Origin of the sequence: Streptomyces sp. NPDC050433, assembly GCF_044458565.1 — a bacterium.
Lineage (GTDB): Bacteria > Actinomycetota > Actinomycetes > Streptomycetales > Streptomycetaceae > Streptomyces.
This window is the reverse complement of record NZ_JBITIB010000012.1, coordinates 144,772-160,024: the sequence shown is the minus strand read 5'-3', so window position 1 is coordinate 160,024 and position 15,253 is coordinate 144,772. Positions and strand designations below refer to the sequence as shown.

The following is a 15,253-nucleotide window of genomic DNA, read 5'->3' as shown; positions in this document are numbered from 1 at the left end:
GGCGGTTGGCGTCAGCCGCCGTTGGACTGCCGTACGCCCTCGGCGAGCGCGTCGAAGGTGTACAGGTATCCGCCGGCGGGTCCGCTGACGGTCATGTACGCCCTGGTCCCGCCGGGCGTGATCGCCACGTTGGTCGCCGACTCCAGCCCCTTGGCACGGGCCGGGACCTCCACTGTCGCGAGGCGTTCGCCGTGCTTGTCGTACACGGCCATCGCGGGCCGGCCGTGCAGGGCCTGGTACAGGTTGCCGTCCGCGTCCACGGCGATCGAGTCGGTCTGGGCGATGCCTCCGTCGACGCGGACGGCGGTGTGCCGGCCGGCCATCCCGGGACGTTGAACGACGGGCAGGTACGAGATCCGGTTCTCCGTCAGCTCGCTGATCCACAGCCCGCGGTAGCCGATGTCGAACGAGATGCCGTTGACAGCGGCGAGGCCGTCGGCCAGGACGGTGGCGTTCTCACCGTCGCGGTCGATGCGCACCACTCGTCCGCGCGCCTCGCCCTCGGACATGCCGAGCGAGTCGCTGACGTACAGGTTGCCGTCCTGATCGAAGGCGATGTCGTCGGGCCGCATCCGGTCGCCGTCGACCTCGCCGGTGAAGAAGGTGCGCCGGTCGCTGCCGTCGGGAGCCAGGGAGACGATCTCGCCGTGGGCGAAGTCGGTCAGGTGGAGCCGGCCGTCGTACGGGCTGAACTGGGCCGAGGTGTAAGCGCCCCGATCGTCGGTGAAGACCTTGCGCACCGTCTTTTTCCGGACATCCACGCTCATGACCTTGGACTCTCCGGCGGGTGCGGTGACGTCGACGACGATCAGCCTGCCGTCCTCGCCGAATACCGGTCCTTCCAGCAAGGTCATTCCGGTCTCCTCATGAACCGTCGTCAGTCGCATGAGCTGGTGGGCGGTGACGGTCCTGCCCGAAACGGTGGACGTCGCCCCGTCGCCGGGAGTGTGCCTGTCGGTGCCGCATCCGGCCAGGACCAGCGCGCCGAGCGCGGCGAACACGGCAAGGGGTCGGTTCCGGAGTCGTCGCATGGGGGTCACCACTTTCTGTCCGAAGGTCGTGGTACCCCCGCACTCTAACCGGACATCACTGTCCGGTTGTTGCTACGGTTCCTCAAGGCCGTTCATCGGCAGGGCAGTTCAGCAGGTCAAGGACGGCCGGCCCGTACCGAGCAGCTGAACAGAAGAGAGGCACCCCCACATGACGTCCCCCCAGACGCCGACCTCCGACGAGCTCGCCGCACTGCGGCAGCGCTACCGCCACGAGCGTGAACGGCGCGTGCGGCCCGACGGCGCCGGCCAGTACCGCGACGCCGACGCCGAGTTCGGCTTCTACGCCGCCGACCCGTACGCCGGCGAGGTGGCCGGGCGCGAACCGCTGCGCGACACGGTCGACGTCGCCGTCGTCGGGGGCGGATTCGGCGGCATCCTCGCCGGGGCGCGGTTGCGGCAGCAGGGCGTGGAGCGGGTCCGCGTCATCGACAAGGGCGGTGACTTCGGGGGCACTTGGTACTGGAACCGGTATCCGGGCGTCCACTGCGACATCGAGTCCCACGTGTACCTTCCGATGCTCGACGAGACCGGATACGTACCGGAGTGGAAGTACTCCCCGGGCGAGGAGATCCGGATCCACGCGGTACGGATCGCGCGGAAGTTCGACCTCTACGCGGACGCCCTGTTCTCCACCTCGGTCACCGCGCTGACCTGGGAAGAGGACTCCCGCACCTGGATCGTGGACACCGACCGGGGCGACACCTTCCGGGCGACGTACGTCATCACCGCCACCGGCCCCCTGACCGAGCCGAAACTGCCCGGGATACCCGGCATCGAGGACTTCAAGGGGCACACCTTCCACACGTCCCGGTGGGACTACGCCTACACCGGCGGCACCCCGGAAGGCGGCCTGACCGGACTGGCGGAGCGACGCGTTGGCGTCGTCGGCACCGGCGCCACCGGCGTGCAGGTCATTCCGATGCTGGCCGAGGACGCCGGACACGTCCACGTCTTCCAGCGCACCCCCTCCACAGTGGACGTACGCGCCAACCGCCGCACCACGGCGGGGGACGTGGGCGCCGAGCGCGACGGCTGGGCCCGCGAGCGCCGTGACAACTTCCTGCGCATCGTCTCGGGCGAGGAGTCCGGCGTGGATCTGGTGGCGGACGGGTGGACGTCGTCGGCCGGCCTCCTGGAGAAGCTGCTGCCGAGCTTCCGCCGTTCCGGCGACCGGGATGCCTTCGAAGCCGCCTACGAAGCCGCCGACGCCGCCAAGATGAACGAGGTCCGCGCCCGCGTCGAGCGGACGGTCACGGACCCGGCGACGGCGGAGACGCTCAAACCCTGGTACCGGTACGCCTGCAAGCGCCCCGCCTTCTCCGACCTGTACTACCCGGCGTTCAACCGGAGCAACGTCACCCTGGTCGACACCGCGGACACCCACGGCATCGAACGCGTCACCGAGAACGGCGTCGTGGTCGGCGACACCGTCTACGAACTCGACTGCCTGATCTTCGCCACCGGATTCTCCGTCGGCATCTCCGGCATCCACTCCGGGAAGCTCCCCGTCCACGGCCGGGGAGGAACCACACTGCTCGACGCGTGGGCACGGCACGGCATCCGCACCCTTCACGGCGCCACCAGCAACGGCTTCCCGAACCTGATCCAGATGGGGTCACTGCAGAACACCAGCAGCGTCAATTTCACACACGTCCTGGACGAGCAGGCCGTACACGCCGCCGCCCTCGTGGCGGCGGCCGAGGCCAAAGGCGCCCTGATCGAGCCGTCCCGTGAGGCGGAGGACGCCTGGATCGCCACCATGGCGCGGGACGCTCCCGACCACGAGTGGTTCCACGCCGACTGCACTCCCGGCTACTACAACCGGGAAGGGCGCGGCCGTCCCAACGGCCCGAGCGCCTACCCACACGGCGCCCGCGCCTTCCACGAACTCCTGCGCCGTTGGAGGGAGGAGTCCATCGACGAGGTGCTCGCGTAAGGGGTTGCCGGGAATCCGGCGCGGCGCCGGGGCGGCGCTCGGCGCCTCGGCGGCCGGCGTCGGGCGCACGCCGTCCGCGCGCGGACGGTGCGCGTTCCGGCGCGCGATCCGGAGCGAGGCCCTGAACCGCCATCCGGATCACCGCGGGCGGCCCTTCCGGTGACTGCGAGCCGGCTCGTGAGCGAGGGGACCGCCGAGGGGGTACGGCACCTCAGCACAGGACCGACCCGAGACCCGCGAGGAGACCAGCCATGTACGCAGCAGTACGGCGGTACGAAGGCGTGACCGACCCGCCCGAGGTGGCACGCCTCGTGAGAGAGGGGTTCGTGCCGCTCGTGCGCCGGATCCCCGGCTTCGTGGCCTTCTACTGGATCGACGCCGGGAACGGCGTATTCGCCTCGACCAGCGTCTTCCAGGACCAGGCCGGCGCCGAGGAATCGACCATGAAGGCATCCCACTTCGTACGCGACAACCTCGCCTCACGGCTCCCCAACCCACCCCAGGTCACGGCAGGAGAGGTCGGGGCTTCCGCATAGCCGGACCTGCCGGAAACGGCAGGCAACAGCGCCAGTTGTGGCACGCGGTCCATCCGGCGTGCCCGCGGGCGGGAAGGCGTCCGCGGTGTCGACGGCCGCCGGTGCGGCGATCCGCACCGGGCAAATCCCGGGCCCACCGCCCGTTGAGTCCACTTGATCAGGTGAAAGGAGAAGGGGCGCGTGCCGCCTCCGGGTTCAGCTGCGTCTTGAGTACGAAGGCCGGCGCGAGGCCGGGTAACGGCGTCGGGATGTCGACGCGCCAGAGCCCCGGAACATGGCTGAGCGCTCTCTACCGGCGGGCGCCAGTGGCGCGAGCGCGACACGTTCGCCGGAGAGGTTCCAGTGACCGGCGAGGAGATGAGCCGCGCAGCTCCGCGCACCGGCGCGCGGCTCGTGCTCCGCGGCCGGTACCGCGGCGTCACTGCCCGGCTCGTTGCGGCCCATAGGCGCTCCCAGGTCGGAGGACTCGTCGCACCCGGTCCTTCAGAGAAGCCGCCCTCCGCACACCGCTCAATCGAGGAGTAGGCCCGCGAGGGCCAATCCCCTCGGGCGCGGGCCTCTGGCAGGCGAGCGAAGGCACCACACGTTCGATCGCGGGAACGCGTGGGGTCCGCCCGCACAGTCCTGCGCTCTGCCGCGCGTGGGATGCCGGGGTTCCGGCAGGTCAGCCCGGCTGCGACACCCGCCCTACTTCGCCGGGAAGAGCCGCAGCTTCGCGGTGTCTCCCGCGATGGCGAGAACGGCGATCGACAGTTCGTTGACGGTGGAGGGCCCGCCCTGGTCGGGGCGCTGCCCGAGCAGGCTGGAGGTGAATCCGCTCGCGTCGACCGAGGTCAGGTCCACGCCCTCGGCACCGACGGCGGTCACCGTGAACGGTCCCGCCCGAAGGCTCGCGGCGCCCGGGATCTCGGTGCCCTTCGTCACGACGACCGTGCAGCTTCCGTCCGCGCATGCCCGCAGCTCGGCCGGGGTTGACGGCTTCATCGGCTTCACCGGGGTAGGTGGCGGCGAGGAGGGCTTCGCGGGCGTGGGCGAGGCGGGCGACGGTGCGGCCGAACGCGACGGTGCGGCCGGCGCGGGCGCCCCCGCGTCGTCGCCCGAGTCGGAGCCGCAGCCGGTCAGTGCGGCGGCGAGGGCCAGTGCGCAGACTGTCCCTACCGCACCGTGCGCTGCGGACAGTCTGGTTTTACGGTAACGGGCCGATGGTTCCGATGTGGTCATGGGGCCGTTCTACACGCGAGTGCTCGGGAGGGGTCCCGCGCGCTGTCACCTCGCACGACTGGTTTCGATGTCAAGGAAGCCCGAAACGAATGGAGTCGATGTCAAACGACTCGATCGGATGGCTGCCCTCTTCGTGAAATCGCTGAGTTTCAGAGGGAGCTGAGAGTTGTTCACCGCTCGAAGCGGGCTGCTGAACAATGGTTGACAGGGTTGTACTCCTAGGAGCAGACCACCAACCTCTACCTGCTTCGCTGAACGGGAAGCAGTCGACGCGAGCCGTTCGTCCCGCTGACAGGTCCGGGCGCCGGGCCGTGGTCAAGAGGCCCCTGCGACCTTTGCGAACAATGCACGCGGCATCATCGGCGCCTGATGCCGGACGAGTGGCGGTTCAATGCTGCGGCGGAGCCTGCCAGTTGCCCGGCTGCTGGTACGGCTGCTGTGGCGGGTACTGCGGCGGCACCGAAAGGCCCGGTCGCTGTGTGGTGGCCGGGTCGCGCCTCTGGTCCAGCAGGGCGCAGGCGACGGCACCGATCATCAGGCCTATGCCGAGATGCGAACTCGCTTCCCGGATCTGCATGAACTCGGAGCTCTCCACGTCGCTGCGCTCCGCGATCAGCGGCATCGCGAACCCCTGAGCGAGGAAATACAGGCCGAGCACGAGGAGGATCCATCCCATGATTCTCATGGGCCGGTACCCTACCCGCCCAACGATCACCGGCACCGCCACCCAACCGCAGCCCGGATACAACCCTCGCGGCCCGTCGCGAGTCAGAGACGCCGCCATGAGGTGAGCGGATTCGCGTAAATCGGGGCCATAGAAATGGCATAAGATGCGCGTGACCCTCATAAAGATTAGTTAAGAGGATGTACACGTCATGATAGTCCATGCCCCGTATCGGTCTCTTCGCGGCATATCCGTCGTTGCCGCCCTGCTCGCGATCGGCGGGGTGGGATGCTCGGACGTCTCCGACGCCGTCGACAGCGCCAAGGACGGTGCGAAGAAGGTGGCTCGCCAGCGCTCGGTGTTCTCGCTGGACATCGGCGACTGCTACAACCCGACCGGCAAGGCCGAGGGGACCGCGTACTCCGTCGAGATCGTGCCCTGCGAGGAAGCACACCAGGGCCAGGTCGTAGGCGAGTTCGCGATCGACAAGGGCACGTCGTACCCGGGTGACGACGAGGTCGCGACGGTCGCGGACAACCGCTGCCCGGCCGAGGCGCAGAAGTACGCCGCGGACACCTGGGCGCTCCCCAAGGGTGTCGCCCTCTTCTACTACACGCCGACCATGGAGAGTTGGGCGACGGGCGACCGCGCGGTGAGCTGCACCTACACCGCGGAGAAGGGCACGTTCAGCGGGTCGCTGGACACCGCGAAGTCCCTCAAGCCCGAGCAGAACACGTACCTCAAGGGCTCGAACGCGGTCTACGAGGCCCTGTGGGCCAACCAGCCCGAGAAGGACACCGTCGAGGACGACCTGCCCGGCTACAAGACGCAGGCCGAGAGCGTCGCCGCCGCCCTCGACGAACACGTCAAGGGTCTGGACGGCATCGAGGGCGCCGAGGTCGGCAAGCTCCGCGCGACGCTGACGAAGGCGGCGGGGAACTGGAAGAAGGCCGCGGACGCCGCCGACGCCGACGCGTTCTACATCGCCTACGACCCGGCGTTCACCGACATCGACCCGAACAAGTCCGTCGCGGCCCGCAAGGAACTGGGCCTGGCCACCACCGTCCCGGCCGACGAGGCCGAGGTCTGGGCGGGCTGACGCTCCGTCGGATCAACGGGGCCGGGTCCGTCAAGGATCCGGCCCCGGCTGCGTGGGAACGCACCGGACGTGGAAGCCGGGCCGCTGTGCTCACGCGTTCATCAGGGCGGTCACATAGGCGTCCAGACGCTCCTCCACGGCCCGCGTCGTCAGCTCCGTCCTCCCCGCCTTCCGCCATGGCCGCGCCACCCACCGCACCTCCTCCGAGAACGCCAGCGCGTCCCGCACCCGCCAGTACAGCCGCTCGCTCGCGGCTGCGGCCAGCACTCCGCCCGCCTCCTCGTACGCCTCGGCGAACCGCAGAGCCCACACCGGGCCGTGCAGCAGCGCGAGATTCGTGGAGCAGTGCGCCACATCCAGATCCGCCGGGCCCCAGGAAGGCTGCGCCCAGTCGACGACGCCGGTGATCCGGGCACCCGCCGGGCCTGCGGACTCCAGGTCGAACAACACGTTGCCGGGGTGGAAGTCCCGGTGCAGGAAGCGCCCTTCATATGGTGGCGCGGGCCGGCGGATCAGCTCGATCGCCGCGGACCATGCCGCCGCGTCGGCGCCCTCCGGAGTCACGACGGTGTCGGCGGTCGTCAGCGTCACGTACTTCTGGGGCCGCTCGGCGGGTCGCAACGCGTGGATCGCGACGAGTTGACGGGCCAGCAGAGGAACGCGCGTCTCCAGTCCCTCGTTGTCGAGGACCGTCCGGCCCGCCAGATGCGTCATCAGGAGAGACGGATACTCGCAGTACGTGGCGGTCGGATCGACCGCGACCAGTGCGGGAGCCCGCACACCGGTTCCCCCGAGCAGCGTCAGGGCGCCGGCCTCCCGGTTCAGCCAGTCCTCGGCGTGCTCCACGTTTACGACGGTCCGCAGCACCAGCTCACGCGTGCTTCCGTCCCGTGTGCCGATGGTCAGCCTGCGCATTTCGGCGGTGATGCCGCCGTGCAGCACCTCGGTGCTGACGATCAGCTCGCCGGCCTCCAGGTGCCGGCCCACCCACGCCAGGGTCAACGGCCGCACGGCCGCCGCATCATCATGGTCGATCACGTGCCACCTCGTCGTCCGGACAGCGCCACAAGCAACGCTACGCCGACGGGACAGCCGCTCCGGCATCCGGCCGGGTGGGTGCCGGGTCCTGCGGCGGGTCGGTGAGCTGTTCACGTACGTAGTTCCAGACCACCGCCATCAGCGCCGCGACCGGCACGGCCAGCAGACTGCCCACAATGCCCGCCAGACTCGCCCCCAGCGTCACCGCCAGCAGAATCACCGCCGCGTGAAGACCAAGCCCACGGCTCTGGATCATGGGCTGGAAGACGTTGCCCTCCAACTGCTGCACCACGACGATGACCCCCAGCACGATCAGCGCGTCCGTCGGGCCGTTCGACACCAGCGTGATGAGCACCGCGACCAGCCCCGCGAACAACGCCCCGACCACCGGGACGAACGCCGAGACGAAGGTCAGCACCGCCAGCGGGAGCACCAGTGGCACGCCCACGATCCACAGGCCGAGACCGATGAAGACGGCGTCCAGCAGGCCGACGAACGCCTGGGAACGCACGAACGCGCCGAGCGTGTCCCAACTGCGGGCGGCGACCACCGGGATGTCGGTGGCGAGCCGGCCGGGCAGCTGCCGGGTCAGCCACGGCAGGAACTTCGGTCCGTCCTTGAGGAAGAAGAACATCAGGAACAGTGCCAGGACAGCGGTGACGACGCCGTTGACCACGGTGCTCAGGCCCGTGACGACCGTGGTGACCATGCTGCCGACACTGTCCTGAAGACGGGCCGCCCCGGCGTCGAGGGCACCGGTGATCTCGTCCTCGCCGATGTTCAGCGGCGGCCCCGCCGCCCACTCCCGCACCTTGTCGATGCCCTCGATGACGCCCTTCGCCAACTCCCCCGACTGGGACGCCACCGGGACCGCGATCAGCGCCACGACTCCGGCGGCGGCCAGGAGGAACAACACCGTCACCACGGAAGCCGCCAGCGCCGGATGCCACCCGTGCCGGCGCAGGAAACGTGCGAAGGGCCAGGTCAGCGTCGTCAGAAGCAGTCCCACTATCAGCGGCCACACCACCGGCCACATCCGCCCGAGAAGCCACAGAACCACCCCCGCCATCACCAGGACGACCAGCAACTCGACCGACACACGGGCCGAAGTGCGAAGCGCGGCACGGGACTTCGCGGAACTCAGCGAGACAGACATACGCGCCACCCTACGGCCCCACACCACCCCGGTCGGACAGCGCCCGGACCTGGTTGCGGGGCTACCGGACCGGGGGCGAATCGGTGGGCCCGCCACGCGGGTGGGCGTTCACGATGCGTAGCGCCATGTCGCCGTACTGGTAGGCGAGTTGGTCGACCGAGAACTCGCCTCCCTCGTTGAACCAGCTGGCCACGCCGATGCCCATGTCCAGGATCGAGTACGACGCGATCCTGGCGGACGGGACATCGAAGGCACCGTCCCGCACACCCCGCTCGATGAGTTCGCGGAAGCGGCGCTCGTAGTCGCCGCGGCGGCCGAGGACACGGGCCTGATCGGGCTGTTCCAGGTTGCCGATCTCCCGGTTGCCGACGAAGGCCTCCAGGCGGTGGCGGGCGTGGTAGCGGATGTGGGCCTCCACCGAGCGGCGCAGTTGTTCCCGTACGTCGTCGGTGCCGGCGACCGCCGCGTCGTTGTCCGCGATGAGCTGCTCCATCGTGCCGGTCATGATCTCGGCCAGCAGCTCGTGCTTCGACGCCACGTGTTTGTACAGGCTCGGGCCACGGATGCCCACAGCGGCGCCGATGTCCGTCATGGTCGTCGCCCGGTAGCCCTGCACCGCGAACAGACGCAGCGCCGCCAGCCGAATCGCCACCCGGCGGTCCGCCGGGGACGTCGTCCCGGCTCCCGAGGGGCGATGCGGGCGCTCATGGGGATCGTGCGGATCGTTCTGCGCTGCAGGCATTCCGGCTCCCGGAGCTACTGATTGCTAGCCATGGATGCTCTCACTTTATCTCGAACCATGGTCTCGCCACTTGACACAGCGGACCACCTGCCCCTCTGATGGCTAATGATGATTAGCCTAGCTCGGGAGTGAGCGTGTCCATCGGGTTCGAGACCGACGAGAGGGTCGCCGACATCGCGCGGCGCACCACCGCGTTCGTGGAGGAGGTGGTGATCCCCGAGGAGCAGGCGTGCGACGGGAACGTCCACACCGGGCCGGAGCCGCTGCGGTTGCGGCTTCAGGAATCGGCCCGCGCGGCAGGGGTGTTCGCCCCGCACGCCGGCATCGAGTGGGGCGGGCTCGGGCTGGATCTGTGTGGACAGGCGGTGGTCTTCGAAGCGGCCGGGTACTCACTGCTGGGGCCCCTCGCGCTCAACTGCGCCGCGCCCGACGAGGGCAACACGCATCTGCTCGAAGTGGTCGCCACACCGGAGCAGCGGGAGCGGTATCTGCGTCCCCTGGCGGCAGGGCGGGTGCGCTCGTGCTTCGCGATGACCGAGCCCGCACCCGGAGCCGGTTCCGACCCGCGCGCGCTCGCCACCACCGCCACGAGGACCGGCGGGGGCTGGCGGATCGACGGCCGCAAGTGGTTCATCAGCGGCGCGGACGGGGCCGCCTTCGCCATCTGCATGGCCCGCACCGGTGGAAGCCCCGGTGACGCGGGCGGTGCGACGATGTTCCTCGTCGACGCCGGGAATCCGGGAATGAAGATCGTCCGGAACATCGACACGCTGGACCAGGGGCTGTTCGGCGGCCACAGCGAGCTTGTCTTCGAGGACTGCGAGGTCGGCGACGACGCCGTGCTGGGCGAGGTCGACCAGGGTTTCACGTACGCGCAGGTGCGGCTCGGGCCCGCGCGCATGACCCATTGCATGCGCTGGCTCGGAGTGGCGCGGCGGGCCCAGGACATCGCCCTGGAACGCGCGGCGGACCGCTCGGCGTTCGGCAGGCCACTGGCCGAACTGGGGATGGTGCAGCAACTGTTGGCCGACTCCGAGATCGACATCGAGACCGGCCGGGCGGTGCTGTGGCGGGCCTGCTGGGAACTCGACCAGGGCCGTCCCGCCGCCCAGCACACCTCGATCGCCAAGACCTACGTCTCCGAAGCGGTGAACCGCGTCGTCGACCGGGCGGTGCAGGTGTGCGGCGCGCTCGGCATCTCGGGGGACGCTCCTCTGTCGCGGCTCTACCGTGAGGTGCGGCCGTTCCGTATCTACGACGGTCCGTCCGAGACGCACCGCTGGGCGATCGCCAAGCGCGCCGTGCGTGCGGCGCGGGAGCGGCGGGCCGCACGGTGAAGGTGTCCGACGACGCGGCCCTCGCCGGCCTCGACGTGCCCTCGCTCCAGCGGTATTTCGAACGCCATGTGCCCGAGTGCGCCGGACCGCTCCGGTTCGAGTTGCTGCACGGCGGGCGCTCCAATCTGACGTATCACGTGACCGACGGGACGCACCGCTGGGTACTGCGCCGCCCGCCCCTGGGCGTGCTGACGCCGACCGCGCACGACATGGACCGGGAGTACCGCGTCGTCGCCGCGCTCGGCGGTACCGGGGTCCCCGTCGCCCGCGCCGTGATGTCGTGCACCGAACCGGAGGTGACCGGGGCGCCGTTCTGCGTCGTCGAGTTCGTCGCGGGGCCGGTGCTGCGCGACGGCGACGAGGCCGCCTCGCTGGACCCCGCGGACGCGCGGCGGGCCGCCGACGCGCTCGTCGACGCCCTGGTGACCCTGCACGCGGTCGACGCCGACGACATCGGCCTCGGTGGCTTCGGCCGCCCCGACGGCTATCTGGCACGCCAGGTGAGTCGGTGGCGCGGGCAGTGGGACCGGGTCGCCACGCGGGCGCTGCCCGACCTCGACGCACTGCACGACGCGCTCGCCCGCGCTCTGCCCCCGAGCGGGGCACCAGCGATCGTGCACGGTGACTACCGCCTGGACAACACCATCCTGGCTCCCGGCGACTACGGCCGGATCGCCGCGATCGTCGACTGGGAGATGGCCACACTCGGTGATCCGCTCGCCGATCTCGGGATGCTGCTCATGTACTGGGACCCGGCCTGCGCACCCGTACTCGGGGCGCGCCATGCCCCGACGGCCAACCCCGGCTTTCCTCCGGGCGACGAACTGGCCGCGCGCTATGCCGCACGGTCCGGCCGTGACATCCGATTCCTGCCCTACTACCAGGCGTTCGCCAGTTTCAAGCTCGCCGTGATCGCGGAGGGCATCCACGCCCGCTACCTCGCGGGGCAGACCGTGGGCACCGGCTTCGAGCGCGTCGGCTCCGCCGTCCCCGCACTGCTGCGCTCGGGACTGGAACTGCTCACAAGGGAGAAACCATGCACGACCGACTGTCCCGCATGACCGCCCTGGTCACCGGTGCCACGGGCGGCATCGGCGCCGCCGTCTCACGCCGGCTGGCCGCCGAGGGCGCCACGGTGGTGGTCACCGACGTGGACCAGGACCGCTGTACGGAGCTGGCGCGGGAGCTGTCCGCCGACGGGGCGCGGGCGCTCGGAGTCGCGCTGGACGTCAGCGACGAGGAGGCGTGGCGCGCCACCGTGGAGCGGGTCGTCGCCGAGTTGGGCGGCCTGACCGTACTGGTCAACAACGCGGGCATCGCCGAGACGCGGACCGTGGAGAGCGAGACCCGCGAGACCTGGGACAAGGTCATCGCCGTCACCCAGGGCGGGGTCTGGCTCGGGATGAAGCACGGCGGGCCCGCGATCGAGCACTCCGGCGGCGGCTCGGTCGTCAACATCGCGTCGATCTTCGGGACGGTCGGCGGATTCGGCAGCCAGTTCTCCTACCACGCCGCGAAAGGCGCCGTACGACTGATGACGAAGAACGCCGCCCTGCACTGGGCCACCCGCGGCGTCCGCGTCAACTCGATCCATCCCGGCTTCATCGAGACCCCCCTGTCCCGCGAGCTGTGGCAGGGCACACCCCGGCACACGGCGATGGTCGAGGGCACCCCCATGGGACGCCTCGGCAGGCCCGACGAGGTCGCCGGGGCGGTGGCCTTCCTCGCCTCGGCCGACTCCAGCTTCGTCACCGGTTCCGAGCTGTACGTCGACGGGGGCTGGACCGCACGCTGACACGTGTGTGTGGGTGGGGGGACGGCGACTGCCGTACCCCCACCGTGGTCAGCGCAGGCGCGTGTAGCGGTTCACCCCGTCGCTGAACGCCACGGCGGCCCGCCCCCGCAGGACGAGGACGTCCAGGTGCGCCGCCGTCTCGTTGACGGCGAGCATCTGGTTGAAGGCGGTCAGGTCGCCGAACGGCACCTCGCGGCGCGTCCAGCCCAGTTTCCGCGCCACCGTGTGGGCGTCGAGCGTGTCATCGCCGAGTGCGGTGAGGCTGGCGGCCAGCCGGTTGTCATGGTGCGTGAGCAGCTCGGCGACACGGGTGTGGGAGCTGTCGGCGACCGGCCCGTGAGCGGGCAGCAGACGCGTGTCGGCGTACCGGGTCATCAGCCGCAGGGAGTCCAGGTAGTCGGCGAGGGGGTGCCCGCCCGGTTCGGCCAGCTCGAAGCCGATGGACGGTGTGATGTGCGGCAGCACATGGTCCCCGGAGAACAGCAGCCCGCGCTCCTCGTCCAGATAGACCACATGTCCCCTGGTGTGCCCCGGAGTCGGTACGACCACCAGTTCGCGGTCGCCGAAGCGCAGGGTCTCAGCGCCGAGCCAGCGATCGGGGGGCTGCCACACACTCGGGTCGTAGTCGTCGTAGTCCATCGCCCGGACGCGGTCGGCCAGTTCGCCGGCGCCCGCCCTGCGCAGGGTCTCCAGCGAACCGGCGGGTACGTCGCTGCGCAGCCGGTCGAGCATCTCCAGGCCCGGCCGCTCCCCCGCGCCCAGGTACACGCGCGAGCCGAGCAGCCGGCGCAGCTCGACGGCGTTGGTGTAGTGGTCGCGGTGGATGTGGGTGACCAGGATGTGACCGATGTCGCCCAGGTCGCGGCCGATCGTGGCCAGAGCCGTCTCAAGGACCTTGCGGGCCTCCGGGATCGCCCACCCGCCGTCGATCATGACCAGGCCGCCGTCGTCGCACATGTCCTCCAGCAGATACACGTTCACGGCGTGCAGTCCGTCGTTGGGCAGCGGCAGGGGAACCCGGTGCACTCCGGGCCGCACCGTCTGGACTCCGGCTGCGGCCCATGGGCCCTGGTCGAACCGCGTGGTCATGACTCTCCCTCACTGCTGGTGTGCCGTGGTGGTGCTCGCCGGTGGGCGTGGTGTCGGCCGGTGCCCTCGGATCAGCCCGGACCGGAGGCCCGCGTCTTGAGCCGCTGGGCCAGTGCGCGGGCCCCGGACCGGTCGAGCTTGCCGACCTTGGTCTGGGGCAACTCCTCGACGCCGTACACGAATTCGGGCCATTTGGCCTTGGCGAGACCGATGCTCTCCAGATGCCCGGTCACCTCCGCCAGGTCGATGCCACCGCCGTCCTCGGTGACGACGAGCAGCGCGACCCGCTCGCCGAGGACCTCGTCCGGGACGGCGGCCACGCAAGCCCTGGCGACGCGCGGGTAGCGGGCGACCGCCCGCTCGATCTCGGTGATGTCGATGTTCCGGCCGCCGCGGATGATGATGTCCTTCTCGCGGCCCATGACGGTGACCGTGCCGTCCTCGTGGGTCATCAGCAGATCACCCGTCGGGAAGTAGCCGTCCGCCGTCAGCACCGGCGGCTCGACCCGGCCGTCACGGGCGTAGCCGAGGAAGAGCGAAGGGCCGCGGACGTGCGCCCGGCCGGTGGCGCCCGGTGCCACGGCCGCCCCCTCGGCGGTCAGCGGGCGCAGTTCCGTGCCGGGGAAGGGGCGGCCGTCCCTGCCGAGCCGGATCTCTTCCGCGTCGCCGGGGCTCGGCGAGGTGTGGCCGAGGCATTCGGACATGCCGAAGACACGGAGGATCTTCGTACCCAGGGACCGCTCGGCGCGGGCCAGCGCGCCACGGTCCATCGGCCCGCCGCCGACGGTGATCGCCCGCACGCCCGCCAGTACGCCGGAGCCGGCCGCCTCGGTGCCCATCTGGAGCGCCATCGTCGGTACGCACATGGTCCAGCGGACCTCGGCGTCCGCCATCCGGCGCAGGGCGACGGCCCGGTCCCACCTGGCGGTCAGCACGAGCGGCCCGCCGAGCAGCAGGGCGAGGTAGACGCCGAAGCAGTACGCGGCCGTCGACGACAGCGGCACGATCGCGGCCACCGCGTCGCCGCGCGTCAGGCCGTTGATCTCGACGGTGCTCGTGGCGGCGTAACGCAGGGCCTCCTCGGACTGCACCACGCCCTTCGGCCGCCCGGTCGAGCCTGACGTCAGTCCGATGAGGACGCCGCCCCTCCAGCGCGAGACATCATGGGGGCCGGACACGGACCGGCAGGTCCAGCCGTCGAGCGCGGTGTCCGTACGGTCCCCCGGCAGCAGGTCGGCCGCCGACCATTCGTCCATCGCCGAGGGTTCGGCCACCACGGCGTCCGGGCGGATGTCCTCGAAGGCCGCGGCGAACTCGGCGCGCGTGGTGTGCCGGTTGACCACCGCGAGCACGCCGCCGCTCAAACCGGCGGCGAGGGTGCCGGCGACGGTACGCCACGAGTTGTCGGCCTGGAGCACGACCGTGCCGCCGTTCCCGCCGACCGTGCCGGGAGACATCGCCTCGGCCAGCCTGGCCGCCTCGGCGAGCAGCTCCCGCGCTGTATGGGGACCCGTGTCGTCGATGACGGCGACGAAGTCCTCCTGCTCGGCCCTGTGTTGGAACTCCCGCGCTACCTGTCGCATCCGCT

The 15,253-nt window shown here is 70.5% G+C and carries 14 protein-coding genes; 6 read left to right on the top strand and 8 right to left on the bottom strand.

Translation table 11 applies throughout. The features are described from left to right. Nucleotides 1–11: 11 nt before the first annotated feature. Nucleotides 12–1,031 carry an SMP-30/gluconolactonase/LRE family protein gene (locus tag ACIBLA_RS17040; protein ID WP_399199009.1) on the bottom strand — a complete coding sequence of 340 codons (1,020 nt, stop codon included), beginning with the start codon at nucleotides 1,029–1,031 and terminating at the stop codon, nucleotides 12–14. A gap of 169 nt (nucleotides 1,032–1,200) precedes the next feature. On the opposite strand from ACIBLA_RS17040, the gene ACIBLA_RS17035 reads away from it, so the two are divergent. After that, entirely contained in the window at nucleotides 1,201–2,988 is a 1,788-nt protein-coding gene (locus ACIBLA_RS17035; protein ID WP_363239772.1) for an NAD(P)/FAD-dependent oxidoreductase, read from the top strand. A 251-nt stretch (nucleotides 2,989–3,239) separates the two neighbouring features. Beyond that, entirely contained in the window at nucleotides 3,240–3,524 is a 285-nt protein-coding gene (locus ACIBLA_RS17030) for a hypothetical protein (protein WP_363239773.1), read from the top strand. A 687-nt stretch (nucleotides 3,525–4,211) separates the two neighbouring features. Here the strand turns inward: ACIBLA_RS17030 and ACIBLA_RS17025 are convergent. After that, nucleotides 4,212–4,745: a hypothetical protein gene (locus ACIBLA_RS17025; RefSeq protein WP_363239774.1), complete on the bottom strand. Its 534-nt coding sequence runs from the start codon at nucleotides 4,743–4,745 to the stop codon at nucleotides 4,212–4,214. A gap of 388 nt (nucleotides 4,746–5,133) precedes the next feature. After that, nucleotides 5,134–5,430, bottom strand: a complete 297-nt coding sequence (locus ACIBLA_RS17020) for a hypothetical protein (RefSeq protein ID WP_363239775.1) — start codon at nucleotides 5,428–5,430, stop codon at nucleotides 5,134–5,136. A gap of 190 nt (nucleotides 5,431–5,620) precedes the next feature. Between ACIBLA_RS17020 and ACIBLA_RS17015 the strand changes: the two genes are divergently transcribed. Continuing rightward, on the top strand, nucleotides 5,621–6,508 hold the full coding sequence (locus ACIBLA_RS17015; RefSeq protein ID WP_363239776.1) for a septum formation family protein: 888 nt from the start codon (nucleotides 5,621–5,623) through the stop codon (nucleotides 6,506–6,508). 90 nt (nucleotides 6,509–6,598) lie between these two features. On the opposite strand, the gene ACIBLA_RS17010 is transcribed toward ACIBLA_RS17015, so the two are convergent. The 3 genes from ACIBLA_RS17010 to ACIBLA_RS17000 form a co-directional block, all read right to left on the bottom strand. After that, nucleotides 6,599–7,546 carry an aminoglycoside phosphotransferase family protein gene (locus tag ACIBLA_RS17010; protein ID WP_363239777.1) on the bottom strand — a complete coding sequence of 316 codons (948 nt, stop codon included), beginning with the start codon at nucleotides 7,544–7,546 and terminating at the stop codon, nucleotides 6,599–6,601. Between the two features lie 37 nt (nucleotides 7,547–7,583). Beyond that, complete coding sequence (locus ACIBLA_RS17005) at nucleotides 7,584–8,702, bottom strand: AI-2E family transporter (RefSeq protein WP_363239778.1); 1,119 nt, start codon at nucleotides 8,700–8,702, stop codon at nucleotides 7,584–7,586. A 61-nt stretch (nucleotides 8,703–8,763) separates the two neighbouring features. Then, a complete protein-coding gene (locus ACIBLA_RS17000; protein WP_363239779.1) occupies nucleotides 8,764–9,444 on the bottom strand; it encodes a TetR/AcrR family transcriptional regulator in 681 nt (226 codons plus the stop codon). 134 nt (nucleotides 9,445–9,578) lie between these two features. Here ACIBLA_RS17000 and ACIBLA_RS16995 point away from each other — a divergent pair, with 134 nt between their 5' ends. From ACIBLA_RS16995 to ACIBLA_RS16985, 3 genes are read left to right on the top strand one after another with little or no spacing between them, the layout of a single operon-like run. After that, on the top strand, nucleotides 9,579–10,781 hold the full coding sequence (locus ACIBLA_RS16995) for an acyl-CoA dehydrogenase family protein (RefSeq protein ID WP_363239780.1): 1,203 nt from the start codon (nucleotides 9,579–9,581) through the stop codon (nucleotides 10,779–10,781). Between the two features lie 2 nt (nucleotides 10,782–10,783). After that, entirely contained in the window at nucleotides 10,784–11,842 is a 1,059-nt protein-coding gene (locus ACIBLA_RS16990) for a phosphotransferase family protein (protein WP_363239781.1), read from the top strand. Next, nucleotides 11,818–12,576, top strand: coding sequence for an SDR family NAD(P)-dependent oxidoreductase (locus ACIBLA_RS16985; RefSeq protein ID WP_363239782.1), 759 nt, complete (start codon nucleotides 11,818–11,820; stop codon nucleotides 12,574–12,576). The genes ACIBLA_RS16990 and ACIBLA_RS16985 overlap by 25 nt, the downstream gene beginning before the upstream one ends. A 48-nt stretch (nucleotides 12,577–12,624) precedes the next feature. Here the strand turns inward: ACIBLA_RS16985 and ACIBLA_RS16980 are convergent, their stop codons facing one another. Continuing rightward, nucleotides 12,625–13,665 carry an MBL fold metallo-hydrolase gene (locus ACIBLA_RS16980; protein ID WP_363239783.1) on the bottom strand — a complete coding sequence of 347 codons (1,041 nt, stop codon included), beginning with the start codon at nucleotides 13,663–13,665 and terminating at the stop codon, nucleotides 12,625–12,627. Nucleotides 13,666–13,736: 71 nt separating this feature from the next. After that, on the bottom strand, nucleotides 13,737–15,248 hold the full coding sequence (locus ACIBLA_RS16975) for a class I adenylate-forming enzyme family protein (protein WP_363239784.1): 1,512 nt from the start codon (nucleotides 15,246–15,248) through the stop codon (nucleotides 13,737–13,739). Nucleotides 15,249–15,253: the final 5 nt, after the last annotated feature.

Coding starts and splice junctions, on each gene's coding strand:
- ACIBLA_RS16980 (WP_363239783.1), bottom strand. CDS start 13,665: ATGACCACGCGGTTCGACCAGGGCCCATGGGCCGCAGCCGGAGTCCAG.
- ACIBLA_RS16985 (WP_363239782.1), top strand. CDS start 11,818: ATGCACGACCGACTGTCCCGCATGACCGCCCTGGTCACCGGTGCCACG.
- ACIBLA_RS17015 (WP_363239776.1), top strand. CDS start 5,621: ATGATAGTCCATGCCCCGTATCGGTCTCTTCGCGGCATATCCGTCGTT.
- ACIBLA_RS17025 (WP_363239774.1), bottom strand. CDS start 4,745: ATGACCACATCGGAACCATCGGCCCGTTACCGTAAAACCAGACTGTCC.
- ACIBLA_RS17030 (WP_363239773.1), top strand. CDS start 3,240: ATGTACGCAGCAGTACGGCGGTACGAAGGCGTGACCGACCCGCCCGAG.
- ACIBLA_RS17040 (WP_399199009.1), bottom strand. CDS start 1,031: ATGCGACGACTCCGGAACCGACCCCTTGCCGTGTTCGCCGCGCTCGGC.
- ACIBLA_RS16975 (WP_363239784.1), bottom strand. CDS start 15,248: ATGCGACAGGTAGCGCGGGAGTTCCAACACAGGGCCGAGCAGGAGGAC.
- ACIBLA_RS17005 (WP_363239778.1), bottom strand. CDS start 8,702: ATGTCTGTCTCGCTGAGTTCCGCGAAGTCCCGTGCCGCGCTTCGCACT.
- ACIBLA_RS17035 (WP_363239772.1), top strand. CDS start 1,201: ATGACGTCCCCCCAGACGCCGACCTCCGACGAGCTCGCCGCACTGCGG.
- ACIBLA_RS17000 (WP_363239779.1), bottom strand. CDS start 9,444: ATGCCTGCAGCGCAGAACGATCCGCACGATCCCCATGAGCGCCCGCAT.
- ACIBLA_RS17020 (WP_363239775.1), bottom strand. CDS start 5,430: ATGAGAATCATGGGATGGATCCTCCTCGTGCTCGGCCTGTATTTCCTC.